17 protein-coding genes are annotated in these 23,851 nt (G+C 61.6%); 7 read left to right on the top strand and 10 right to left on the bottom strand.

The genetic code is table 11. The features are described 5' to 3' along the window. Positions 1-19 precede the first annotated feature (19 nt). The 5 genes from nthB (at position 20) to M1L53_RS03055 (ending at position 5,562) form a co-directional block, all read left to right on the top strand. Positions 20-658: a nitrile hydratase subunit beta gene (gene nthB, locus M1L53_RS03035; protein ID WP_030537652.1), complete on the top strand. Its 639-nt coding sequence runs from the start codon at positions 20-22 to the stop codon at positions 656-658. A gap of 38 nt (positions 659-696) precedes the next feature. Next, positions 697-1,896 carry a GTP-binding protein gene (locus tag M1L53_RS03040; protein ID WP_054187257.1) on the top strand — a complete coding sequence of 400 codons (1,200 nt, stop codon included), beginning with the start codon at positions 697-699 and terminating at the stop codon, positions 1,894-1,896. A gap of 31 nt (positions 1,897-1,927) precedes the next feature. Further along, on the top strand, positions 1,928-2,842 hold the full coding sequence (locus tag M1L53_RS03045; protein WP_054187258.1) for an SMP-30/gluconolactonase/LRE family protein: 915 nt from the start codon (positions 1,928-1,930) through the stop codon (positions 2,840-2,842). Between the two features lie 151 nt (positions 2,843-2,993). Beyond that, positions 2,994-4,811, top strand: coding sequence for an ABC transporter substrate-binding protein/permease (locus M1L53_RS03050; RefSeq protein ID WP_003946057.1), 1,818 nt, complete (start codon positions 2,994-2,996; stop codon positions 4,809-4,811). A gap of 4 nt (positions 4,812-4,815) precedes the next feature. Continuing rightward, on the top strand, positions 4,816-5,562 hold the full coding sequence (locus M1L53_RS03055; RefSeq protein ID WP_003946070.1) for an amino acid ABC transporter ATP-binding protein: 747 nt from the start codon (positions 4,816-4,818) through the stop codon (positions 5,560-5,562). On the opposite strand, the gene M1L53_RS03060 is transcribed toward M1L53_RS03055, so the two are convergent. The 7 genes from M1L53_RS03060 to M1L53_RS03090 all read right to left on the bottom strand — a co-directional run bounded on the left by M1L53_RS03060 (position 5,548) and on the right by M1L53_RS03090 (position 11,035). Next, positions 5,548-6,732, bottom strand: coding sequence for an RNA polymerase sigma factor (locus M1L53_RS03060; protein ID WP_054187259.1), 1,185 nt, complete (start codon positions 6,730-6,732; stop codon positions 5,548-5,550). The two genes, M1L53_RS03055 and M1L53_RS03060, sit on opposite strands and share 15 nt — an antisense overlap. 8 nt (positions 6,733-6,740) lie before the next feature. Further along, positions 6,741-7,148, bottom strand: a complete 408-nt coding sequence (locus M1L53_RS03065; RefSeq protein ID WP_003945999.1) for a YciI family protein — start codon at positions 7,146-7,148, stop codon at positions 6,741-6,743. A 152-nt stretch (positions 7,149-7,300) separates the two neighbouring features. Next, the gene (locus M1L53_RS03070) at positions 7,301-7,915 is read right to left on the bottom strand and encodes a response regulator transcription factor (RefSeq protein WP_003946002.1); all 615 of its coding nucleotides are present in this window, start codon (positions 7,913-7,915) and stop codon (positions 7,301-7,303) included. Next, positions 7,912-9,054: a sensor histidine kinase gene (locus M1L53_RS03075; protein WP_007735262.1), complete on the bottom strand. Its 1,143-nt coding sequence runs from the start codon at positions 9,052-9,054 to the stop codon at positions 7,912-7,914. Before M1L53_RS03075 ends, M1L53_RS03070 begins: the two co-directional genes overlap by 4 nt. A gap of 21 nt (positions 9,055-9,075) precedes the next feature. Continuing rightward, on the bottom strand, positions 9,076-9,867 hold the full coding sequence (locus M1L53_RS03080; RefSeq protein WP_003946064.1) for an ABC transporter permease: 792 nt from the start codon (positions 9,865-9,867) through the stop codon (positions 9,076-9,078). Then, entirely contained in the window at positions 9,864-10,802 is a 939-nt protein-coding gene (locus M1L53_RS03085) for an ABC transporter ATP-binding protein (protein WP_054187260.1), read from the bottom strand. The genes M1L53_RS03080 and M1L53_RS03085 overlap by 4 nt, the downstream gene beginning before the upstream one ends. Then, positions 10,799-11,035, bottom strand: coding sequence for a hypothetical protein (locus M1L53_RS03090; protein ID WP_223304396.1), 237 nt, complete (start codon positions 11,033-11,035; stop codon positions 10,799-10,801). The genes M1L53_RS03085 and M1L53_RS03090 overlap by 4 nt, the downstream gene beginning before the upstream one ends. 234 nt (positions 11,036-11,269) lie before the next feature. On the opposite strand from M1L53_RS03090, the gene M1L53_RS03095 reads away from it, so the two are divergent. Further along, on the top strand, positions 11,270-13,351 hold the full coding sequence (locus M1L53_RS03095) for a PhoX family phosphatase (RefSeq protein WP_050655933.1): 2,082 nt from the start codon (positions 11,270-11,272) through the stop codon (positions 13,349-13,351). A gap of 79 nt (positions 13,352-13,430) precedes the next feature. Here the strand turns inward: M1L53_RS03095 and M1L53_RS03100 are convergent, their stop codons facing one another. From M1L53_RS03100 to M1L53_RS03110, 3 genes are all read right to left on the bottom strand, one after another. Then, positions 13,431-19,880, bottom strand: a complete 6,450-nt coding sequence (locus M1L53_RS03100; protein ID WP_142006274.1) for an isopeptide-forming domain-containing fimbrial protein — start codon at positions 19,878-19,880, stop codon at positions 13,431-13,433. Positions 19,881-20,859: 979 nt separating this feature from the next. After that, a complete protein-coding gene (locus M1L53_RS03105; RefSeq protein ID WP_370334015.1) occupies positions 20,860-21,555 on the bottom strand; it encodes a glycoside hydrolase family 25 protein in 696 nt (231 codons plus the stop codon). Between the two features lie 107 nt (positions 21,556-21,662). Continuing rightward, complete coding sequence (locus tag M1L53_RS03110; protein ID WP_042449890.1) at positions 21,663-23,000, bottom strand: amylo-alpha-1,6-glucosidase; 1,338 nt, start codon at positions 22,998-23,000, stop codon at positions 21,663-21,665. Between the two features lie 110 nt (positions 23,001-23,110). On the opposite strand from M1L53_RS03110, the gene M1L53_RS03115 reads away from it, so the two are divergent. Continuing rightward, a complete protein-coding gene (locus M1L53_RS03115) occupies positions 23,111-23,809 on the top strand; it encodes a haloacid dehalogenase type II (protein WP_007735269.1) in 699 nt (232 codons plus the stop codon). Positions 23,810-23,851: the final 42 nt, after the last annotated feature.

Genomic DNA, 23,851 nt, shown 5'->3' on the forward strand with positions numbered 1-23,851 from the left:
GACAAGAAAGAAGCACACCATGGATGGAGTACACGATCTTGCCGGAGTTCAAGGCTTCGGCAAAGTCCCGCATACCGTCAACGCCGACATCGGCCCCACCTTCCACGCCGAGTGGGAACACCTGCCGTACAGCCTGATGTTCGCCGGTGTCGCCGAACTCGGGGCATTCAGCGTCGACGAAGTTCGATACGTCGTCGAGCGGATGGAACCACGCCACTACATGATGACCCCGTACTACGAGAGGTACGTCATCGGCGTCGCGACACTGATGGTCGAAAAGGGAATCCTGACGCAGGAAGAACTCGAAAGCCTTGCAGGGGGACCGTTCCCACTGTCGCGGCCAAGCGAATCCGAAGGGCGTCCGGCACCCGTCGAGACGACCACCTTCGAAGTCGGTCAGCGAGTACGCGTGCGCGACGAGTACGTTCCGGGGCATATTCGAATGCCTGCGTACTGCCGCGGACGAGTGGGAACCATCTCTCATCGGACTACCGAGAAGTGGCCGTTTCCCGACGCAATCGGCCACGGGCGCAACGACGCCGGCGAAGAACCGACGTACCACGTGAAGTTCGACGCCGAGGAATTGTTCGGTAGCGACACCGACGGCGGCAGCGTCGTAGTCGACCTTTTCGAGGGTTACCTCGAGCCTGCGGCCTGATCACAGCAATTCTCTCATTCGGAAGGACACTGGAAATCATGGTCGACACACGACTTCCGGTCACGGTGCTGTCAGGTTTCCTGGGCGCCGGGAAGACGACACTACTCAACGAGATCCTGCGAAATCGAGAGGGTCGGCGGGTCGCGGTGATCGTCAACGACATGAGCGAAATCAACATCGACAGTGCAGGAGTCGAGCGTGAGATCTCGCTCAGTCGCTCCGAAGAGAAACTGGTCGAGATGACCAACGGCTGCATCTGCTGCACCCTGCGAGAGGATCTTCTCTCCGAGATCAGTGCCTTGGCCGCCGATGGCCGATTCGACTACCTACTCATCGAATCTTCGGGCATCTCCGAACCGCTGCCCGTCGCAGAGACGTTCACATTCATCGATACCGACGGCCACGCCCTCGCCGACGTCGCCCGACTCGACACCATGGTCACCGTCGTCGACGGCCACAGTTTTCTGCGCGACTACACGGCTGGGGGCCGCGTCGAAGCCGATGCCCCGGAAGACGAACGAGACATCGCGGATCTGCTTGTCGATCAGATCGAATTTGCCGACGTCATCCTGGTGAGCAAGGCCGATCTCGTCTCGCACCAGCACCTGGTCGAATTGACCGCAGTCCTGCGCTCTTTGAACGCATCCGCTGCGATAGTTCCGATGACGCTCGGTCGCATCCCACTCGACACGATTCTCGACACCGGTTTGTTCTCGCTCGAAAAGGCTGCACAGGCCCCCGGATGGTTACAAGAACTCCAAGGTGAACACATCCCCGAAACCGAAGAGTACGGAATCGGTTCGGTGGTGTACCGCGAGCGCGCACCCTTCCACCCCCAACGGCTGCATGATTTCCTCAGCAGCGAGTGGACCAACGGAAAGTTACTTCGGGCCAAGGGCTACTACTGGAATGCCGGCCGGTTCACCGAGATCGGGAGTATTTCTCAGGCCGGTCATCTCATTCGCCACGGATACGTCGGCCGTTGGTGGAAGTTTCTACCCCGTGACGAGTGGCCGGCCGACGATTACCGTCGTGACGGAATCCTCGACAAGTGGGAAGAACCCGTCGGAGACTGCCGACAAGAACTCGTCTTCATCGGCCAAGCCATCGACCCGTCTCGACTGCACCGAGAACTCGACGCGTGTCTACTCACCACAGCCGAGATCGAACTCGGGCCAGACGTGTGGACCACCTGGAGCGACCCCCTGGGCGTCGGCTATACCGACCAGACCGTTTGATATTGGTCCGGTTTGCCGTAAGTTGTGCGCAATGGGGGTATCACGCAACCGAACTCGGGCGTTGTTGATCGTCGCGGCGATCGCAGCCGGGACCGTGGCCGCAGCTACGCCGGCGGGGGCCACCTGGACAGTCGCGCCGATGTGCGGCGAGTGGCGGGTCGAAACCGTAGCGCAAGGGTTGGAACAGCTCGAAAACCTCGAGCCCGATGACAACGGCGGGTTCTACCTCTCCGGCGAGTCGAAGATCTATCACGTCGACGCCGCAGGACAGGTACGAACTGTCCTCGACGACATGGCTGCCCCTGGCAGTTTGCAACTCGACGGTTCGAGGCTGTCCTTCCTCACCCGACAGGACGGCAAGCTGTGGCACCTGGACACCTCGACGGATCAGCTGTCCGCACCCGTCGACTTCGCGGGCAACGGCCTGCTCCGGCTTCCCGACGGCGATCTGCTGACCACGTGGGTCGGAACAGAAGGAGGTCCGCCAAAGGGCGTCTCGCGCTATCTGCACGACTCCGGAGCCGTCGTGCCCAATTGGTCGACAGTGCCGCGTTCGGAGGGACTCGCGCTCAGTCCGGATCATCGAGCCGTGTACACCGATGACCTGTTCACCGGTCAGATCATTCGAGTGCCCTTGGATACCCCTGACGCGTGGACAGTTGTAGCGACGGTCCCGAGCCTGATACCCGGCCTCGACGATCTGACCATGTCGCAGGATGGAATGCTCTACGCCGCTGCTCACGTCGAAGGCTCGATCTATCGCGTACACCCTGAAACCGGCACTTCCTGCGTCGTCGCTTCGGGTCTGTCGAATGGTTGGAACGGGCCGAGTTCAGTACGTATAGGACAGGACGGCGACGGCTGGGCGCTCTACGTCACCGGCTTCGACGGAACGCTGCGTCGCCTGGTACCTCCGTCGGGCGTCGAACTCGCACCCGTCCGCTGATGCCGATCTCTTCGGCACGAGATTCCCCGACCTGGCGATACTTAAAATCACGCTGATTTGAAGGCATGCCCGCAGCGCAACGGCCCCTTGTCCGAAAACTGTCAACAGTTCTACACGGAGAAATGGCTACCCTTAGGTTTACGCTGCACGCATGTTTTCTTCCGTCGCAGCGAAGATCCGCCTGGTGGTGGCACTGCTCCTCACTGCCCTCCTGGCGCTGACTCTGTCATCGTGCTCGAGTGGCTCGGATTCGTCGGCAGCCCCCACAGACCTGTGTGCACCTCCAGGAGTGGGAGCTGCAACCGCGGCGCCCACCAATCTGGACGCGGCAGCGGGTGCGGGCGCCGAAGACCGCTACACCACGGCCACCGTCACCCCGGTCGATCAGATCGACACCTCGAAGCTGAATCTGATCAAACCCGGGGTCATCACGGTCGGCACGCTCGGTGACGCGCCCCCGAGCATCTGCGTCAACTCCGAGAATCAGTACACCGGATACGACAACGAGCTGCTGAAGGCCGTCGCGGACAAGCTGGGCCTGAAGGTCGAGTTCGTCGGCACCGAGTTCGCCGGGCTTCTCGCCCAGGTTGCCGGTCGACGCTTCGACGTCGGCTCGTCGTCCATCACCACCACGGACGACCGTCGCAACACCGTCGGCTTCACCAACGGTTACGACTTCGGATACTTCTCCCTCGTCGTGCCTAACGGCAGCCCGATCACCGGCTTCGGAGACCTGGACGCATCAAAGCGCATCGGCGTCGTACAGGGAACCGTGCAGGACGACTACGTCGTGAACACGCTCAAGCTCGATCCCGTGAAGTTTCCCGACTACGCCACGGCGTACGCGAACCTCAAGTCCGGACAGATCGACGCCTGGGTAGCTCCGTCTCAGCAGGCCGAAGGTGCAATCGCTCCCGGTGATCCGACCTCGATCATCCAGAACACCTTCTCGGTCAACAACTTCGTCGGCTGGGCGGTGAACAAGGAAAACCAGCCGCTGATCGACGCCCTCAACTCCGGCCTCGACGCAGTCATCGACGACGGAACCTGGTCTCAGCTGTACGCCGACTGGGTACCGCGCCAACTCCCTGAAGGCTGGAAGCCCGGATCCAAGGCCGCGGCCACTCCGGAACTGCCCGACTTCGCAGCCATTGCCGCGGAAAACGCAGCAAACGGCGACGGTGGCGATACCGCGTCGTACCAACCGAAGTCGACGCTCGAACAGCTCAAGGACACGTTCTTCGACTGGGATCTGTACAAGAAGGCATTCCCCGATCTCCTCAAGACCGGTCTTCCCAACACCCTGATCCTTGCGCTCGCGTCCGGCATCATCGGCACGATCCTCGGCATGCTGCTCGCTGTCGCCGGTATCTCGCGCACCCGTTGGCTGCGCTGGCCGGCCCGCGTCTACACCGATATCTTCCGTGGCCTGCCCGCAGTCGTCATCATCTTGATCATCGGGCTCGGCGTCGGACCGATCGTCAAGGGAATCACCGGTAGCAATCCGTACTGGCTCGGTGTCGCGGCGCTGTCACTGCTCGCGTCGGCATACATCGGTGAGATCTTCAGATCCGGAATCCAGAGCGTCGAGTCCGGACAGCTCGAGGCTTCACGTGCCCTCGGTTTCAGCTACCGAAAGTCCATGTCGCTGGTCGTCATCCCGCAGGGTGTACGACGCGTTCTGCCGGCGTTGATGAACCAGTTCATCTCGCTGATCAAGGACTCGTCGCTGATCTACTTCCTCGGTCTCCTCGTCACCCAGCGGGAACTCTTTGCCGTCGGACGTGATCTCAACGCCCAGACCGGCAGCCTGTCCCCGCTCGTTGCGGCAGGCTTGTTCTACCTTGCTCTGACCATCCCGCTGACGCACCTCGTCAACTACATCGACAACCGACTCCGGACCGGACGCGCCGACACTTCAGGCACGTTGGATCCGCTCGAGCAGGCCATCGTCGTGGAAAGGGGCTGAGGACATGACCACCAGCTCTGAACTGAAGTCCGTATCGCTCACCGGCAAGGACCTGCATCTGTCCTTCGGCACCAACAAGGTGCTTCGCGGCGTCAACCTGCACGTCGACGCCGGAAACACCGTCACCGTCATCGGGCCCTCCGGTTCGGGCAAGTCGACGCTCCTGCGCGTGCTGAACCGTCTGCACGAGCCCGAGCAGGGTGACGTGCTGCTCGACGGGAAGTCCGTCCTGAAGGACAACCCCGACGAGCTTCGCCAGCGGATCGGCATGGTGTTCCAGCACTTCAACCTGTTCCCGCACAAGACCGTCGCGGAGAACATCGCACTCGGGCCGAACAAGCTCAAGGGTTTGTCGAAGGAACAAGCTCGGGCGCTCGCGCTCGAGCAGCTGGATCTGGTGGGGCTCAGGGAGAAGGCCGACTCGCGGCCCGGCAACCTTTCGGGAGGTCAGCAGCAGCGCGTCGCCATTGCCCGCGCCCTGGCGATGAAGCCCGAGGTCATGTTCTTCGACGAGGCGACGTCAGCTCTCGACCCCGAACTGGTCAAGGGTGTTCTGGCATTGATGGCCGATCTCGCGAAGTCCGGCATGACCATGGTCGTCGTGACGCACGAAATGGGTTTCGCGCGTTCCGTTTCCGACAAGGTGCTGTTCATGGATCGCGGCGCCGTTGTCGAAACCGGTACTCCGGAACAGCTTTTCGACGATCCCGAAACAGATCGACTGCAGGCGTTCCTCTCACAGGTTCTCTGACTCAGGGGCGCTTGCAGGGGATCGACGGGCGTTGATCCTCGACGCCTGAAGCATCAGATGGTCGCGTTCGGCGAGGTTGGATGCCTTGTGCGCTGCATCGGCATACAACCTCGCCGCCGACTCCAGGTCTCCGTCGCGTTCACGCAGATAGGCCTCGACTGCGGCATGGCGTGGAAGTGAATCGTCCAGCGCTGCAAGAGCTGCCAATCCGGCGCGTGGTCCGTCTGCCTCGCCGACGGCCACCGCTCGGTTGAGCCGGACAATCGGGCTGTCGGTCAAGGCTGCGAGTTCGTCGTACCACTCCACGATCTGCACCCAGTCGGTCTCGTCTGCTGTGAAAGCGTCGGCATGGAGTGCGGCAATGGCGGCCTGGGCCTGGAACTCACCGAGCCGGTCGCGGGCGAGAGCTGACTGGAGGATTGCGACTCCTTCGGCAATCGAATCGGTGTCCCACCGGCTGCGATCCTGCTCGGCTAGCGGAACCAGACTGCCGTCCGCGGCAGTTCGCGCGGCTCGACGAGCGTGATGGAGCAGCATCAGTGCGAGCAACCCTGCGACTTCGGGGTGATCGATCGCGGCCGCCAACTGCCGGGTGAGCCGGATGGCCTCGGCAGCGAGGTCGACGTCGCCGGAGTACCCCTCGTTGAAGACCAGATAGAGGACACGCAGGACGGTGGCGACATCGCCGGGTTGCTCGAACCGGACGCCGGAGACCGTGCGCTTGGCTCGGCTGATGCGCTGAGCCATAGTCGCCTCGGGCACCAGGTAGGCCTGCGCAATCTGGCGGGTGGTCAGCCCGCCGACAGCGCGCAGCGTGAGTGCGACGGCGGACGACGGCGTCAACGACGGGTGCGCGCACAAAAAGTAGAGCTGGAGTGTGTCGTCCACGCCCGGCACCGACCCGCTGACCGGCCGCTCGCCTGGCTGCTCGTCCGCCAGAAACTCCCGCTTGCGACGAGCCGCATCCGAACGGATCCCGTCGAGGAACCGCCGCCAGGCCACCGTGACCAGCCAGCCCTTCGGGTCCCGCGGCGGGTTGTCCGGCCAGACCCTGACCGCCTCGAGCAGAGCGTCCTGCACGGCGTCCTCGGCCGACGCGAAATCTGCTCCGCGGCGGACGAGGATGCCGAGCACGCTCGGAGTCAGACTCCGAAGCAGGGCGTCGTCCATGACAGGTTTCAGTCCGTGATGGTCGGCGGCTCGGTCAGGAACGGGCGCAGTTCGAGCCATTCGTGAATCGGCTTCCCGCCTGCGCCGGGCGCGGCCGAGAGCTCGCCGGCCAATTGGACGGCACGGTCGTAGTTGTCGACGTCGATCACCATCCAGCCGGCGATGAGGTCCTTGGTTTCCGCGAACGGACCGTCGGTGACCGGCGGGCGACCCTCACCGTCGTACCGGACAAAGGTGCCCTCAGGAGCGAGAGCCTGACCGTCGACGAACTCGCCCGCCTTCTCCAGCCGATCCGCGAAGTCCTGCATGTACTTCACGTGGGCAGTGATCTCGTCCGGCGTCCACTGGTCCATCGGCACGTCGTTGACTGCAGCCGGAGCGCCGCGGTAGTGCTTGAGCAGCAAGTACTTGGCCATCGTGAATCTCCTCTGTGTCGGTGCCACCCATTCTGGTCGCACTTCACTACAGGGACGAAGCAAGTCGGGGATTCTCGACATCGCGGGGCCTTCGGCCCTGTGCGCCTTTTTGGTAGTGCCCGCAACCAGAAAGGCGCACGGGGCCGAAGGCCCTAAATCCACCCCTGCCGGCGGGCGATCACTGCGGCTTCGTGCCGATTGGCTGCACCGAGTTTGGTGACAGCTGACGACAGATAGTTTCGGGTGGTACCCGCAGACAGGTGTGCCCGGGAAGCGATCTGCTCGATGGATGCTCCGTCGGCCGCGTACTCGAGTACGTCCGCTTCGCGCGGAGTAAGCGGTGAGTCGCCGGCGCCGATTGCCTCGGCAGCCAACGACGGATCGACGTACCGCCCGCCCGCGTGGACGCTGCGGACCACCTCGGCGAGCGTCGCCGCAGGCGTCGTCTTCGGCAGAAATCCTCGGACGCCTGCTGACAGTGCCTTCTTCAGATACCCGGGACGCCCGTGGCTCGTCACGATGATCGAGACGCACCCCGAGACCGTCTGCGCAATCTGTTGCGCCGTCTCGATGCCGTCGATACCTGCCATTTGAAGGTCGAGCACGGCTACGTCAGGTTGATGTTTTGCAGCAGCGACCACGGCATCCTCGCCGGATTCGGCTTCCGCGACGACAACGATGTCGTCCTCGAGCGACAACATCATGGCCAGAGCCGAGCGGATCAGGTTCTCGTCGTCGGCCAGCAGTACCTTGATCGGCTCGGTCACCGAGACTCCTTCGTTCGGGACGGAAAGTGGGCGGTGAGGGTGAAGCGATCTTCGTCCTGCACGGTTTCGACAATTCCTCCGACGGCGCCGACGCGCTCGCGCAATCCGTTCAGGCCGGTTCCGTTGTTCGGCTCTGCGATCCGTGCGCCGTCGTTGGCGATCACGACGCCGTCCGCGAACACTTCGATGCTGCAATTCTCGGCACTGGAGTGCCGGAGAATGTTGGTGACGCCTTCACGGACGACCCAGGCGGCAGCTTCGGCCAGTTCCACCGGCAGCTGATCTGCCGATCCACGTATCGCAGTGGAGATTCCGGCGGCCTCGAGCAGAGACTGCGCACCGGCCAGCTCGGACGCCAAGGCGATGGACCGGTATCCCCGAACCAACTCGCGCGCTTCGTCGAGTGAATCTTGCGCAAGTTCGCGTACTTCGTCCATCTGCGCGGCGGCACGATCGTCGCCACGTCGTGAAAGAGTAGCTGCAAGTTCACTTTTCACCGCAATTGCAGACAGTGCCCGCCCGACGACGTCATGGAGGTCGCGTGAAAATCGCAACCGTTCCTCGGCGACGGACAGAGCGGCAGCGGCTCCGCGTGCCTCGTCCAATTCGGTGACCATCCGCAGCAGCCACACCGACATGTAGACGGTCAGCCCCATGAAGGCGGCGACGATTCCGACGGACACGCCGCTTTCCGGACCCGCAAGCAGTCCCAGTACAACCCCGGCGGCCACCGAGCCCACGATCAGCCAGCGCAACGACGTCAACCCCGCAAGTGGCACGACAAGGATTGCCGCCAGCCAGAAGTACGGGCCGTTCTCGCCATTGCTTCCCAAGGCAATTCCCGCCGAGCAGAACGCCGACAACGTCATCACGGCAAGAGGAATCTGGACGGGCTTGGCCACGACTCCGCCCAGATCAGGCATCCGAGACACGGCGATGACGCACGCAACGGCACTGATTCCGAGGAAGACACCCGACAGGTACCGATCCGCAACTATCTCGGTGACCGCACCGAAGCCACCGAAAACCACTGCGACCATGATGAACGATTGCCGCGTGTAGAGGCGAACCTTGTCGACGTTCGACGCGGTTCGCCACGTCCGTCTCGGATTCCAGCGTCCGAAGTTCTGCGCGATCATGCCCACTACCTTCTCAGAGTTCTACGAACGCGGTTCCCAGCGGAAGTGGACGTTCGCGATCAGAACCGAACCGACGATCCACGCCAGCATGACCAACAGCGGTTGCGCAGCCGAACCGAAGGTGTCGACAAATCCGGCTGCCGCACCGGGCGCATCGCCCAGATCAGCCAGTTCGCCAGTGGTCCGCCCCAGCCATCCGAGATTGAGAAGGTCCACTACTGCGGCCAGCGGAGTGAAATCGAGAATGCGAGCAACGTTGTCCGGCACGACATTCCTGATCGAGGACATACCTGCCGTCGCCAGAATCAGAATCGGCATGCAGGTGATCTGCGCCGCCTCTGCATTTCGCGTGACAGCCGAAGTGATCAACGCCAGCGCCGTGAAGAGCGCGGCGCCGCCGATCACCGCGACCAGCACCAGGACCGGATTGACCGGAGCACTACCGCCCAGAACCATCACGGCGATTCCGATCACCACCGTCAACAGGCCGGTGAGAACCCACGACGGCACTGCCGGGCCCGCGAGGATCTCGGCGTCGCTGCATTCCCCTGTCCGTAGTCGCTTGAGAACCAACTCGTCACGACGCGTCGCGTACACCGACAGGAGGTTGTAGAAGACCACGAACACGAGCAGGAAGAGTGCAAACACCTCGAGGCCTGCCGACACCGACTTGTCGGACAACCCGCCATCGCGCGACAGGTACAGCATCCCCACGGGAAAGATCAACGGGAGGACGATTGCGTTGAAGAGCAACAGTCGATTTCGTCCCAGGAGCGTGAACTCCGAACGAGACAGGGTTGCTATGCGGTTCATGCCGACGCTCCTTCGAGAGTTGCGTGATGATCGAATTGGTCTGCAATGGAGAGGAATACGGTCTCCAGGGATGCCGCGCGGGCATCCAGGCCGGTCAGCAGGATGTTGTTGTGCTGTGCCCACAGCAGCAGTTCCGTCAGCGTCTCCTGCACTGTGCGAGTGGTGATCACCACCAGATCGTTTTCGACGCGTACCTCGGCGCCGGCCAGGGCCGGGAGCGGAAGACCGGGACGGTGCAGTTTGATCTGGGCAGGATGATCCGCGACGACGTCCGCCACGGTTCCGCTGCGCACCACCGATCCTCGGTGCATGATCGCCAACTGGTCGCACAGGGACTCGGCTTCGTCCAGGTAATGCGTCGTCAACATGATGGTGACGCCCGACGCTTTCAAGTCAGCGATCAATTGCCAAGTGTTACGTCGACTTTCGGGATCCAAACCAGTAGTCGGCTCGTCGAGAAACAGGACGAGTGGCCGGCCGATGATCGCGCACGCCAGATCCAGTCGCCGCGCCTCACCTCCCGAGAGGAACTTCACGCGGGTATCACGACGGTCACGCATGTCCACGCGCTCGAGCACCTCGTCCACGGGCAGCGGATTCGAGCAGGTTCCGGCCCACATCGCCAAACTCTCACGAGCAGTCAGGTCTTGGGGCAAGCCACCCTTCTGGAGCATGATGCCAAGCGACGGGCGAATCTGCTTGCGGTTGCGCACCGGATCCATGCCCAGAACGCGCACCGTTCCGGCACTGGCTCGTGAAAGACCCTGAATCACTTCGAGGGTGGATGTCTTGCCGGCACCATTGGTTCCGAGGAGGCCGAACAGCTCGCCTTCCTGAACACTCAGATCCAGATTGCGAACAGCATCGAACGCCTCCCTACCGGAGCCGTAACGCCGCGACATTCCGACTACGTCGATCACGGGATCGCCCTTCATCGCTGCGCCTCCGCTCGGTTCCAGCCGCGCAGTCCGATCGCGAATCGAATACCCGCATAGACAGCGAGAGCGGCAACAAGGATCCAGAACACCGGATTGGAGCCGATGATCGCGAACACCACTCCGACGATCGCGATGTTCACCACGATCACTACAAGTTCGCGGCCCATCGTGGGTGCGGGTCCGATGTCCATCAGGTCCGTCAGGAGGCTTCCCTCATGTGGTTCTCTCATGCATCCAAGCTTCGCGGGAAGTCAGAGCCGAAAACAGTGCACAGCGTCATCACCTGCGGTGACACCGTCACGGATCAGCGATGACAAATGTCATGCGACGTCCCCGCGGGGACGCGTCGTAAACCGCGGGTAAGGGTCACCTCGTTGTTTTGCCGTTCATTTTTACGTTCCTTTACCCTTGCTTCGAGCTTCTACGGTTCCCGAAGTCCGTACATCGAATCTCGGGAGTTCACGGTGGCTATCAAGCCTTTGGCCTTGTTCGTCAAACACGACGGCGTGTCTGCACGCGCGTCGATCACCTGCCAGTACAAGTGCGGAAACGCGTGCTCTCACGAGGTCCCCAACACCTCGGGCGGCGAGTACTTCCGCGACATCGCACGCACAGCGCTGAGTCGTCGCGGCTTGCTCCGGGGCAGCGGCATGGCAGTGCTCGCGGTGGGAGCGGGCAGCGCCCTCGTTGCCTGTTCGGACGAATCCGCAAGTGCCGAACCGGGAACCGGATCGACGAGCGGCAGCAGCAGCGGATCAACACCAGCGGGGACGAACTTCGGCGCCGTCGCGCCCAACAAGGAAGACAAGGTCACCGTCCCTGACGGATACGATCAAGCCGTCGTGATTCGCTGGGGTGACGCCGTTCTCGCCGGCGCCCCGGCTTTCGACTTCGACAAGCAGACTGCGGCGGCGCAGGAACTGCAGTTCGGATTCAACAACGACTTCGCCGGATTGCTCCCGGTCGACGGGCAGCCCAACACCTACCTACTCGTGGTCAATCACGAATACTCCACCGAGCCGGCGATGTTCCGCGGCTACGATGCGGAGAACCCGACCGAGGAGCAGTTCAAGATCGGCCTCGCCAGCCACGGACTGTCGGTCGTCCAGGTCAAGGGCGAATCCGACAACGGCAAGCTCGTACCGGAGATCGGATCGAACAACCGCCGCATCACCGGAACCACGGAATTTGTCGTGACCGGCCCCGCTGCAGGCAGCGACTTCCTCAAGACGAGTGCCGATCCCACGGGAACCAAAGTGCTCGGCACCCTCAACAATTGCGCCGGCGGCGTCACACCTTGGGGCACAGTGCTTTCCGGCGAAGAGAACTTCAACCAGTACTTCGCGAACGCCGAGGGTGTCACCGATCCCACGGTGGCAGCACGGCTGAAGCGCTACGGTCTTGCCGGTGCCGCTTCCGAGCGCAAGTGGGAACGCTTCGACAAGCGGTTCGATCTGGTCGCAGAACCCAACGAGGTCAACCGATTCGGATACGTCGTCGAGATCGATCCCTGGGATCCGTCGTCGACTCCGATCAAGCACACAGCGCTCGGACGTTTCAAGCACGAAGCCGCCACCATTTACATCACGTCGGACGGCACCGTCGTCGCCTACAGCGGCGACGACGAGCGCTTCGACTACATGTACAAGTTCGTCTCCAGCCGAAAGATGCAGGACGGCAAGAGTCAAGCAGCCATGCGCCACAACATGACTCTGCTCGACGCCGGAACACTGTACGTCGCAAAGCTCAGCGGAAACTCCGCCGGCGAGATCGACGGCAGCGGCAAACTTCCGTCGGACGGCAAGTTCGACGGAACCGGCGAGTGGGTAGCCATCCTGCGCACCGGCGAAGACGGCAAGGGCGAATCGCTGGTCGACGGCATGAGCGCCGAAGAGGTAGCCGTCTTCACCCGCCAGGCCGGCGACAAGGTGGGGGCAACGAAGATGGACCGCCCCGAGGACTTCGAGGCAAACCCGAAGAGCGGCAAGGTTTACGTCGCGCTGACCAACAACACCAAGCGCGGAGTCGACGGCGGCGCCGCGGCCGACGAAGCGAATCCGCGCAACAACAACAAGAACGGCCAGGTCCTCGAAATCACCGACGACCACGCCGGCACCACCTTCGGCTGGAATCTCCTTCTCGTCTGCGGAGATCCAGCCACAGCCGATACCTACTTCGGCGGTTTCGACAAGAACAAGGTCAGTCCCATCTCGTGCCCGGACAACCTTGCCTTCGACCCGCACGGAAACCTGTGGATCTCCACCGACGGCAACGCACTCAAGTCCAACGACGGGCTGTTCAGCGTTGTCCTCGAAGGCGAAAACCGCGGTGAGACAAAGCAGTTCCTCACCGTTCCCGTCGGCGCCGAAACCTGCGGCCCCATCGTGGACGAGAAGCGCGTCATCGTCTGCGTCCAGCACCCCGGCGAGACCGACGACGCCAGCATCGAAAGCCCCGCATCCCATTGGCCAGACGGTGGTTCTTCCCAGCCTCGCCCGTCGGTAGTTGCAGCCTGGAAGAAGGACGGATCTCGGCTCGGCTCGTAACACACACGAAAACGACTGTGGGGCAGATCGCATACTCTGCGATCTGCCCCACGTCGTTTACCTCAGATTCTCAAGAGAATCAGTTGTCACCGTCCTCGCGACGCTTACGCGTCAGGAGAACAACACCCGTTCCCAGCGCCAGCAGCAGAACCAATCCACCTGCTGCGAGCAACCCGGTGTTCACGCCACTCTCACCAGCGCCACCACCCGAGTTGATCGTCCCGCCCTGAGGAGCAGACGGCTTCGGCTGACCCGGCTGACCCGGGTTTGCTGTCGGCGGCTTCGGCTGTCCCGGAACCGTGCTCGGAACCGGCTGACCCGGAACCGTCGGCGGTACGACGATCGGAGGCACAACGACGATCGGGGGAATGATGATCGTCGGTGTAACCGGCACCGTCGTGTTCGGAACCGTCGTGGTCGGCGGAACTGTCGTGACCGGCGGCGTTGTCGTCGGCGGCGTCGTTGTCGTCACGCCACACGGATCCACAATCTCTTCCGCGACAACTTCTTCTGTCGTGGTCTCCGCTGTGGTGGTCTCCTCCGTTGTGGTGGATTCTTCCGTACCGGTCACATCAGCGTCACCGGCAGTGATCGCGCTAGCCGTCGTCGTCGCAGCTGTTGTGGTCGGAACCATCCGCGTGGTCGTTGTCGGAGGCACACAGGGCTCCGTCGTGACCGGCGGCGTCGTGGTGATCGTCGGCGGCACCGTAGTGGTGGTCTCCGGCGGGTCTATCGGGTGTTCGGTGCAGAGAGCGTCGCCCGGGACACAGTCCACTGGCGGGTTCTCGCCACCAACCACCAGGTAGTTGTTCAGGACACCCGGAGTGAATCCGGGACCTGACAACGTTCCGATCTCAGGATTGACCTTGACGGTGTACGTCACTGTCGCGGTCTCGCCCTTGGCCAGCTTTCCGGTGACCGTGAAGACGTTGTCGACGACACCCGAAACAACCAGCGTGGAAGTGGTAGCCGGATCCTTCGTCATTACTGCATCGTCGAGAACGTCGGTGAGATCGTCGTAGAAGCTGACCTCACCATCCGCGGTGCCCACATTCTTGAACGTGAGCGTGTACGTGATCTCCTGGCCGCCAACCACACGGTTCGTGGTGGACGGAACAGAGGACTTCAGTACCTCGATCGCGGGTGTGCCATCCACCGGATGCTCGGTCGTCACCGGCGGAGGAGTGATCTCCGGACCGGTCGGCGGCTTCGCAGTACCGGTGACCTTGTTGTTGATCAACGTGCCACCGGCGACACCATCGTTGATCTTCACCTGGTAGGTCAGGACAACCGACTTACCGGCTTCCAATCCACCGGTCCAGGTGAGCGTCGTACCCGACAGGGTCGGAGCAGTCGCGTCGACACCGTCGACCGTTGCCTTGAGCGAACCGTCCACCAACACCGCGTTGTCGAGAACCTTCGACAGATCATCGGTCAACACCACCGGATCAAGAGTCGTGTTACCCGTATTCGCACCCGTCACCGTATACGTGATCGTCTGACCCGCAGCAACATTGGTACCCGACGCAGGATCGGCAGCCTTCGCGACCGTGAACCCCGGAACCTTCACCGGGTGTTCGGTCGTCACCGGCGGAGGAGTGATCTCCGGACCCGTCGGCGGCTTCGCAGTACCAGTGACCTTGTTGTTGATCAGAACCCCGCCGGCAACACCATCGTTGATCTTCACCTGATAGGTCAGAACAACCGACTTACCGGCTTCCAATGCACCGGTCCAGGTGAGCGTGGTGCCCGACAGGGTCGGAGCAGCACCGTCGACACCGTCAACAGTCGCCTTCAGCGAACCGTCCACCAACGTCGCGTTGTCGAGAACCTTCGACAGATCATCGGTCAACACCACCGGATCAAGAGTCGTGTTACCCGTATTCGCACCCGTCACCGTATACGTGATCGTCTGACCCGCAGCAACATTGGTACCCGACACCGGATCCGCAGCCTTCGCAACCGTGAACCCCGGAACCTTCACCGGATGCGTCGTGCACAGCTGCGTCGCCGGATCACACACCTCCGGAGGATCAACCGGAGGAGTCGTCCCCGGAACAACGAAGTTGAGCACCGTGTTGTCGGCATTCGCCGCAACGCGATCGGCATCAGCCTTGACCGTGACGGTGTACGTCACCGTCTTGCTCTCACCGGCCGCAAGGGATCCCGTCACCGAGAAACCATCCGTGCCGACCATCGCAGCAGTCAACGGAGCATCAGCACTCAAGCTGCCCGCAACCAGATCAGCATCATCGAGCAGACCACGCAGATCATCGAAGTGCGCGACCTCACCCGCACCGTTACCGGTGTTCGAGAACGTAAGCGTGTACTTGATGTCCTGACCGGCAACAACATTCGAACCCGACACCGGATCAGAAGACTTCACCACAGCGATCTTCGGAGACACCACCGGGTGTTCGGTCGTCACGGGCGGAGGAGTGATCTCCGGACCCGTCGGCGGCTTCGCAGTACCGGTGACCTTGTTGTTGATCAACGTGCCACCGGCGACACCATCGTTGATCTTCACCTGATAGGTCAGAACAACCGACTTACCGGCCTCGAGCACACCAGTCCACGAGAGCGTCGTCCCCGACAGGGTCGGGGCAGCGGCAGCAGCACCGTCGACAGTTGCTTTCAGCGAACCGTCCACCAACGTCGCGTTGTCGAGAACCTTCGACAGATCATCGGTCAACACCACCGGATCAAGAGTCGTGTTACCCGTGTTCGTACCGGTCACGGTGTACGTGATCGTCTGACCCGCAGCGACATTGGTACCCGACGCAGGATCGGCAGCCTTCGCAACCGTGAACCCCGGAACCTTCACCGGATGCGTCGTGCACAGCTGCGTCGCCGGATCACACACCTCCGGAGGATCAACCGGCGGAGTCGTCCCCGGAACAACGAAGTTGTTCACGAACACCCCACCGACCACATCGGCATTGACCTTCACCGAATACGTCACCGACTTGCTCTCACCGGCCGCCAAGGTTCCCGTCACCGAGAAACCATCCGTGCCGACCATCGTCGCAACCAACGGAGCATCAGCAGCCAGACCACTCAATGCACCCTTGTCCACAACCTGACGCAAATCATCGAAGTACGCGACCTCACCCGCACCGTTACCGGTGTTCGAGAACGTGAGCGTGTACTTGATGTCCTGACCGGCAACAACATTCGAACCCGACACCGGATCAGAAGACTTCACCACAGCAATCTTCGGAGACACCACCGGATGCGTCGTGCACAGCTGCGTCGCCGGATCACACACCTCCGGAGGATCAACCGGCGGAGTCGTACCCGGAACAACGAAGTTGTTCACGAACACCCCACCGACCACATCGGCATTGACCTTCACCGAATACGTCACCGTCTTCGTTTCGCCGGCCGCCAGGGTTCCCGTCACCGAGAAACCATCACTGCCGACCATCGTCGCAACCAACGGAGCATCAGCAGTCAAACCACTCAATGCACCCTTGTCCACAACCTGACGCAAATCATCGAAGTACGCCACCTCACCCACACCGTTACCGGTGTTCGAGAACGAAAGCGTGTACTTGATGTCCTGACCGGCAACAACATTCGAACCCGACACCGGATCAGAAGACTTCACCACAGCAATCTTCGGAGACAGAACCGGATGCTCCGTCGTCACCGGCGGAGGAGTGATCTCCGGACCCGTCGGCGGCTTCGCAGTACCGGTGACCTTGTTGTTGATCAGAACCCCGCCGGCAACACCATCGTTGATCTTCACCTGGTAGGTCAGAACAACCGACTTACCGGCTTCCAATCCACCGGTCCAACTCAACGTCGTACCCGACAGGGTCGGAGCAGTCGCAGCAGCACCGTCGACAGTTGCCTTGAGCGAACCGTCCACCAACGTCGCGTTGTCGAGAACCTTCGACAGATCATCGGTCAACACCACCGGATCAAGAGTCGTGTTACCCGTGTTCGTACCGGTCACCGTGTACATGATCGTCTGACCCGCATTGACGCCGGTACCCGATGCCGGATCGGCAGTCTTCGCGACAGTGAAACCGGGAACCGAGTGATTCGTCTCAACCGGCGGCGGAGTGATGTCCGGACCGGTCGGCGGCTTCGCAGTACCCGTGACCTTGTTGTTCAGGACCGTACCCGCAGCGACACCGTCGTTGACCTTCACCTCGTAGGTCAGGACAACCGACTTGCCGGCTTCGAGAACGCCAGTCCACGAGAGCGTCGTACCCGACAAAGTCGGAACAGCCACGGAAGCTCCGTCAATGGTCGCCTTCAGCGAACCAGGAACGACAGCAGCATTATTGAGAACCGCACCCAGATCGTCATTGATCTGTACCGGATCAAGCTTCGTCTTGCCGGTGTTGGTGCCGGTGACGGTGTACTTGATCGACTCGCCGGCCTGAACCGTCGAACCGGAAATCGGATCGGCAGTCTTCGCCAGCGTAAAACCTGGAACCGAGTGATTCGTCTCCACCGTAGGAGGAGTGATGTCCGGACCGGTGGGTGGCTTCGCAGTACCGGTGACCTTGTTGTTCAGAACCGTGCCCGCGGCAACGCCGGCATTGACCTTCACCTGGTAGGTCAGAACAACAGACTTACCAGCCTGGAGATTGGCGGACCACGACAAAATGCTGCCCGACAGGGTCGGAGCAGCGACAGCAGCACCGTCGACGGTCGCCTTCAGCGAGCCCGGTACGACAGCAGCATTGTTGAGAACCGCACTCAGATCGTCTTTGATCGTCGCGGGAGTCAGGGCCGTCTTGCCGGTGTTGGCACCGGTGACGGTGTACGTAATGGTGTCGCCGGCCTGAACCGTCGAACCGGAAACCGGATCAGCCGTCTTGGTCAGCGTGAAACCAGGCATGGGATGCGTCGTGCAGAGATTGGTTGCAGGATCACATGTTGTGGGGGGAGTTGTAGTCCCCGGAACCAGATAGTTGTTCAGAACTTTGTTGCCGCCGTCTTTGACAGTGACGGTGTATGTGACTGTCCCCTTGCCGCCGGCCGGCAACGTGCCGCCGACCTTGATCTTGTCGGCGCCGTTCAATGCGGCGGTGAGTCCGCCGGTTGCAGCACCGACCGCAACTGTTCCGTCATCAATGACGTCGGCGAGGTAGTCCGTGTAGTCGATCGTTGCCGGCGCAGTGCCCGGATTCTCGAAATTCAGAGTGTAGGTGATTGATTGGCCGATATTGACCGTCTCACCGGTAGGTGGTGACGACGACTTCTTCACGAGAACCGGGGTGTTCTTGACCTTGCAATACACGTTGTCACCCGGTGTAAGTGCTGCCTGCGCAACGTCACCGACCCTGAGGGCCTGGGTCACGCCGTTTACCTGGCAATCCCACGATGTCGCATAGTTCGCGGTCTTGGTCGCCGAGGTAGTTGGCTTCTCCCAGAACGTGACAGGGGTGGGCGTGGTATCTGCGAGGAGCGTCCGCCAGCCAGTCGATGCCGTCGTATCAGTCGCACCGGTCGTGGTGCTCTTGATCTCGGTTGCTGCAGCGGCGCCTGCATCAGCGTGGTGTCCGGTGCTCATGCCGATAGTGAAATCGTCACCGGGGGTGACGCGCGTGAGGTCCTTGTCGATCTTGACCTTCGACAGCAAAACACCGAACGCCAGACCCTGACGAGAGGTGTCCAGAACAGTATTTCCGAACGTCGCCGCGAAGTTGGTCGGAGCGGTCGATGCCACAACCAAAGTGCCTGGCGAATACTCCTTGTTGTTGACCAGGTTCCACGAATCGCATCGGACGGTGGTGGCGGGCATAGCCGTCAGCCCACCGTCACAAGCCCGAATTCCGGGGTAGCCGGGCGCATCCGCACCAACCGTGCGTGCGATCTGGCGGAGAGGCTTGTCAGAATTGAAGGTCAGGAACTCTTTGTCGGTCGACGTGTTGGCGTCAGTCGACTCGGCGTCAGCAGCGACGAGGCCGTAGTTGTAAATCGGGCCGTTCGGCCCGGTCATCACGATGTTCTTCAGCGACACCGTTCCGCCGGATTGACCATTGTCAGCGGACTTCTGATAGATCGCAGGCTTGATCGTCGACGGCACACCCGTGTACGCAGACGAGCCAAGAGCTGCGTAGTGCAGGGTGGGAAGTTCCCTGGTTTCGATCCCCTGGTGTGTCTTTCCCGCTACCGAGTCGGTGAGGAAAGCCTTGAAGTTGATCTTGTAACCGTCGGTGAGCTGGATTTCCATCGACTGCCCTGCCGCAGAAGCAGCCGTTGCCGCATCGAGCGTCGACATATCGATCCAGCAGATGTTCTGCGAGAACGGACCGGTGCCGGGGGCGCTGAATGCGCAGCCTTTTGCAGGCTGTTCATCCGGAAGAACAGCGGCGCGAGCCGGCGCCTGAGCCTGAACGGGGCCGCCGAGCGTCGCGGCCGGCTGCGCTGACGCAACCACTGCCGTCGCGCCGGAGATACCGAGAATCATCGCGATGGCGGTCCATACCACCGTCCACGCTCGCACCCAGGGCGGGAGCCCTGCGGTGAATATGGCCGACCTTGTCGGCGGTATGTCGTTAGGCATTTCTTACTCCCCAGGATGTGCCTGATCGATGTTCGATGGACGGAGATGCGAGAGCGCTGGCGCGAACTCCCGGTTGATCGGTTGGTTCGGGTCGATGCGCCTGTTTTCGGCTGATCGACCTCACACCGGACGCTGTTGCCGGTCCTGTCATTCGAGCTCCTCTTCGGAAACACCTGCGTGTTGGAAGAGCCGCCCTGAACAGGACCTTGGCCCTCGAAATCCGCGCAAATCGAGAGCAACCTTCCAGTTATCAGGAACAAGATAACAGATAACCGGGAGCTTGCCCATCGCAAGTCGGACAAAGCAGACCGATCGACGTTTTTGTTCGTAGATCGGACAAGCTTCGAGGAGCAGCGTTGTCCGAGCGGACAATTCAGCCCTCGGAGTGCGGCACCGCGGCGAACGCGATGACATTCAACGTTTCCGCTGACCAGATCGGGTGACGACCAACCTCGAGGAAGATATGGAATCTGGACAAATGCCCAATATGGATAAGGCCTGTTGGATGCGCCACAGACCCTCGAACGACGTTCGGAAACCCCGTCCTGCATGGAGTCCGATCACGCGTGCGAGCCCGTCGGAATTGATCGAATTGATCCAGACCACACTCAGCGACGGCTGCCGGTAACGAAGCATCCCGAGGCTCCGATAATTGGATTGCGAGGCACCAACTTCGCCCGAAACCGGGCGGCCGCCTTCGATTCAAACCCAACTTCAAGTCCGTTTTGTAGCTTTTCAGGCAGAGCAGTTCTGCTCATTTTCTGCCATAGCTATTTTCTGATCCTGCTCAGCTAGTCGAAAGTTCAGCGATCGTGGCTACCGCCCGGCAGAATTCTCGTAACTGACGAGCAACAACCGGACTAACCAGCCAAGCGTCACAAGAGTGCCAAAAAGGGCCCTTCCGCGTGCCTCGAGGCAAATGCATCGAGGGCGAAAGGGCCCGAACCGGGCACCACGGAGCCAAGGGCCCCGCCGCAAACTAGCTGCTGCCGAACCCCACACTGTTGGCGTAGCGATCGAAATCGCCCTGGGCTCCGCTGTAGACGTTGATATCAGTATTTCCGGTGATTCCGGGGATTCGTCCGGTGCTGGTGTACTGCCAGAAAGTCCAGTTGGACCAACCGCCGGGTAGCGGCCCCGGTGCGTTCTGCCCGTTGTAATCGGCGATCCACAGCGGGTAGTGGTTGAACTCGGTGGTGTTGGCCATCTGAGTACGCCAGAAGTTGGGATACGTGTAAATGATGGGCTGCCGCCCGGTAAGTGCCTGGACTGTATTCAAGTAGCGATGAGTCCAGTCGATGACCTGCCCGGCGGGCAGTCCCTTCGCGTCCTCGAGATCCAGAACGGGCGGGAGGTCACCAGGTCCGTTGATACCCAGGACGATCGCCGAATAGAAGGCGGCCTGGGCTTCGGGGGACTGGCGAACGTCTGCGTAGTGGTAGGCCCCGCGCGAGACGCCGGCAGCACGCATGACCAGGCAATCCTGGATGAAGTACGGATTGACGTAGTTGAGCGACTCGGTGGCCTTGACCATCGCGAACTCGTGCCCTGACGCCTTGACCTGGAACCAGTCGATTCCGGTTCCGTCCACGTGCTGCCACGAAGAGACGTCCGGGCCGCGGGGAGCGTCGGCAGCGGCGAGGCCAGGTGCCGTGATCGCGATGGCAGCTGCCATCGCGATCGGGGTGAGCTTGCCCAATGTCCTGACGATCCGTCGCTCGACCATTTCCCGAGACTAAGGTCGACTAGTCCGTTTTGTCCCCTAATTCAGGGAATGTTCACTCAACCGAGCCAATCGAGAACAGCCGCAGCGGTCCACGACTGTTGCATACTGCCCAGCGGCTCACCGGTGAAAGGCTCGTAGTATTCGGCAAAACTGCCATCGCTGGCCTGCCGCAACCCCTCCGAACGCAAGACGTGCGATCTCTCGGCCCACCCCCGACGCGCGAACGCCCACGAGAACAACCACGTGATCACCGGCCACACCGGGCCACGCCAATACTCCCGAGGACGGAAATCGCCGGAAACCGGAGACGTCGACGGTGGGACAGCAAACCGCATGTCCGGGTGACCACAGAATTTGGGCCCCTCGAAAGTGCGCAACAGAGCGCGCTCGGCATCGCGGCTCAGGCCGCCGCACAGCAACGGCGCAAACATCGCGATGGTCTCGGTATGAACCCATCGCCCGGTGCGAAGATCGAAATCCTTTGCTGCACCTGATCGTTCATCGGTGGTGGCAATCACGCCCTGCCGGAATCGATCTGCCCAACCGCGCAGATCACGGACGTCGGAGTTCGGCCGCGAATGCTCCTCACCGATAGTTGCCAAGACGTCGCATGCCATCGAGAAAACCGCACTGACAAACACGTCCTCGACGGCAAAACTCATGGCAGTGGCGAGTTGAGAATCCTCGTACCGCACGGCCTTCATCTCTTCGAGAAGCCAAAGGTAGCGGTCGTATTCGTTATCCGTGGGCCGCTGAGACAGGTCCGTCACCACAGCGAGATCAGCACGCTGATACGCAGGAACTTGTCCCGCAACAACATTCGCGTACGCCAGATCCCACCGCGGAGAGTTGTCCATCCCAGATTCCCACCCGTGATAGAGCGCGATACGGCCGTTGCCGTCGAGATCGCGGGCCTCCGCCAACCACCGGTGCCACCGAACCAGATCGCTCCAGCGCCGGTCGAGGAACTCTTCCGCGACCGCACGCGTCGTACGTCCGTGCCGACGCGAATGATCGAGAATCCGCTGCACCGCGATCGCGTGAACGGGGGGTTGGGTGATTCCCGATGTAGCGGTACCCAAAGGAGCATGCGCTGCCAACGCATTGACATCCCACCGCGTCGGGCCGGGGAAGTAGCCGTCGACACCGTTCGCGAACACGATGTGCGGAATCATTCCGTTCTTCCACTGAGCCGAGAGCAAGGTATCGAGCTCTACTACCGCCCGTTCGACGCTGAGCGGCGCCAGACCTACCGCCACGAACGCGGCGTCCCAGCTCCACATGTGGGGATACAGCTTCGGGGCAGCGCTGGTCATCGTGCCCAGGTCGTTTCCGCGCAGCAAGTAGGCAGCTCGGGCGGCGAGCTGAGTCGGGGTAAATCCGCGGTCTGCCATAGATGTCTATTTTGCGACGCGTCGAGCCTTTGCGCTCACCGAGCACGAATCCGGCGCTGCAGCCGCAATAATGAAGGAAGTCCGTCGGGTGATCTCGGAGTGGAGGCCTAGTGCGCGAGAAGATCAAAGCACTGCTGTTCGACGTCCAGGGCACAGCGACCGATTTTCACAGCACACTGTGCCGAGAGGCCCGTCGAATCACCGACGCCGACGTGGACTGGCCAAGATTCGTCAATCTCTGGCGCGCTGAGTACTTCGCGAACACCTCCGAGGCCGACGACTCCACAGGCGAATGGGTGACAGTACATTCGGTGTACCGCGAGGCTCTGCGCAAGCTGTTGGCCCGCGAGAGCATCGAACTTTCCGATGCCGAACAGGAAGAACTCACCACCGCCTGGAAATTCCTGGACCCGTGGCCCGACACTGTCGCCGGCCTGACAACCCTGCGCCAGCAGTACACAATCGCTGCCTTGTCCAACGCCGACGTGAATGCCGCAGTCAGCATCTCCCGGCACGGAAATCTGCCATGGCATGCCGTCTTCACTGCCGAAATGGCCGGCGTCTTCAAACCAGATCCGAAGATCTACCACCTGGCTGCTCGATATCTCGGGTACGACCCGGCCGAGATCATGATGGTTGCCAGTCACAAATACGACATCCGGGCGGCCAAAGCTCTCGGATTCCGCACAGCCTTCATAGCTCGCCCACTCGAATTCGGAGCCAGGGGCAATCCCGATGTGTCCTTCTCCGACGAGTTCGACATCAACGCCGAGGACTTTCTCGATCTGGCAGCGCAATTGGTCCACTGATCCCGTGCCTGCGCGTCGTTGCTGGTATTCCTACGTGAAGGA

Origin of the sequence: Rhodococcus sp. T9N, assembly GCF_024436645.1 — a bacterium.
GTDB lineage: Bacteria > Actinomycetota > Actinomycetes > Mycobacteriales > Mycobacteriaceae > Rhodococcus_F > Rhodococcus_F qingshengii.

Bases quoted from the DNA above. Each gene is read 5' to 3' on its own strand.
- nthB (WP_030537652.1), top strand. From the start codon at position 20: ATGGATGGAGTACACGATCTTGCCGGAGTTCAAGGCTTCGGCAAAGTC.
- M1L53_RS03040 (WP_054187257.1), top strand. From the start codon at position 697: ATGGTCGACACACGACTTCCGGTCACGGTGCTGTCAGGTTTCCTGGGC.
- M1L53_RS03045 (WP_054187258.1), top strand. From the start codon at position 1,928: ATGGGGGTATCACGCAACCGAACTCGGGCGTTGTTGATCGTCGCGGCG.
- M1L53_RS03050 (WP_003946057.1), top strand. From the start codon at position 2,994: ATGTTTTCTTCCGTCGCAGCGAAGATCCGCCTGGTGGTGGCACTGCTC.
- M1L53_RS03055 (WP_003946070.1), top strand. From the start codon at position 4,816: ATGACCACCAGCTCTGAACTGAAGTCCGTATCGCTCACCGGCAAGGAC.
- M1L53_RS03060 (WP_054187259.1), bottom strand. From the start codon at position 6,732: ATGGACGACGCCCTGCTTCGGAGTCTGACTCCGAGCGTGCTCGGCATC.
- M1L53_RS03065 (WP_003945999.1), bottom strand. From the start codon at position 7,148: ATGGCCAAGTACTTGCTGCTCAAGCACTACCGCGGCGCTCCGGCTGCA.
- M1L53_RS03075 (WP_007735262.1), bottom strand. From the start codon at position 9,054: ATGATCGCGCAGAACTTCGGACGCTGGAATCCGAGACGGACGTGGCGA.
- M1L53_RS03080 (WP_003946064.1), bottom strand. From the start codon at position 9,867: ATGAACCGCATAGCAACCCTGTCTCGTTCGGAGTTCACGCTCCTGGGA.
- M1L53_RS03085 (WP_054187260.1), bottom strand. From the start codon at position 10,802: ATGAAGGGCGATCCCGTGATCGACGTAGTCGGAATGTCGCGGCGTTAC.
- M1L53_RS03090 (WP_223304396.1), bottom strand. From the start codon at position 11,035: ATGAGAGAACCACATGAGGGAAGCCTCCTGACGGACCTGATGGACATC.
- M1L53_RS03100 (WP_142006274.1), bottom strand. From the start codon at position 19,880: ATGCCTAACGACATACCGCCGACAAGGTCGGCCATATTCACCGCAGGG.
- M1L53_RS03105 (WP_370334015.1), bottom strand. From the start codon at position 21,555: ATGGCAGCTGCCATCGCGATCACGGCACCTGGCCTCGCCGCTGCCGAC.
- M1L53_RS03110 (WP_042449890.1), bottom strand. From the start codon at position 23,000: ATGGCAGACCGCGGATTTACCCCGACTCAGCTCGCCGCCCGAGCTGCC.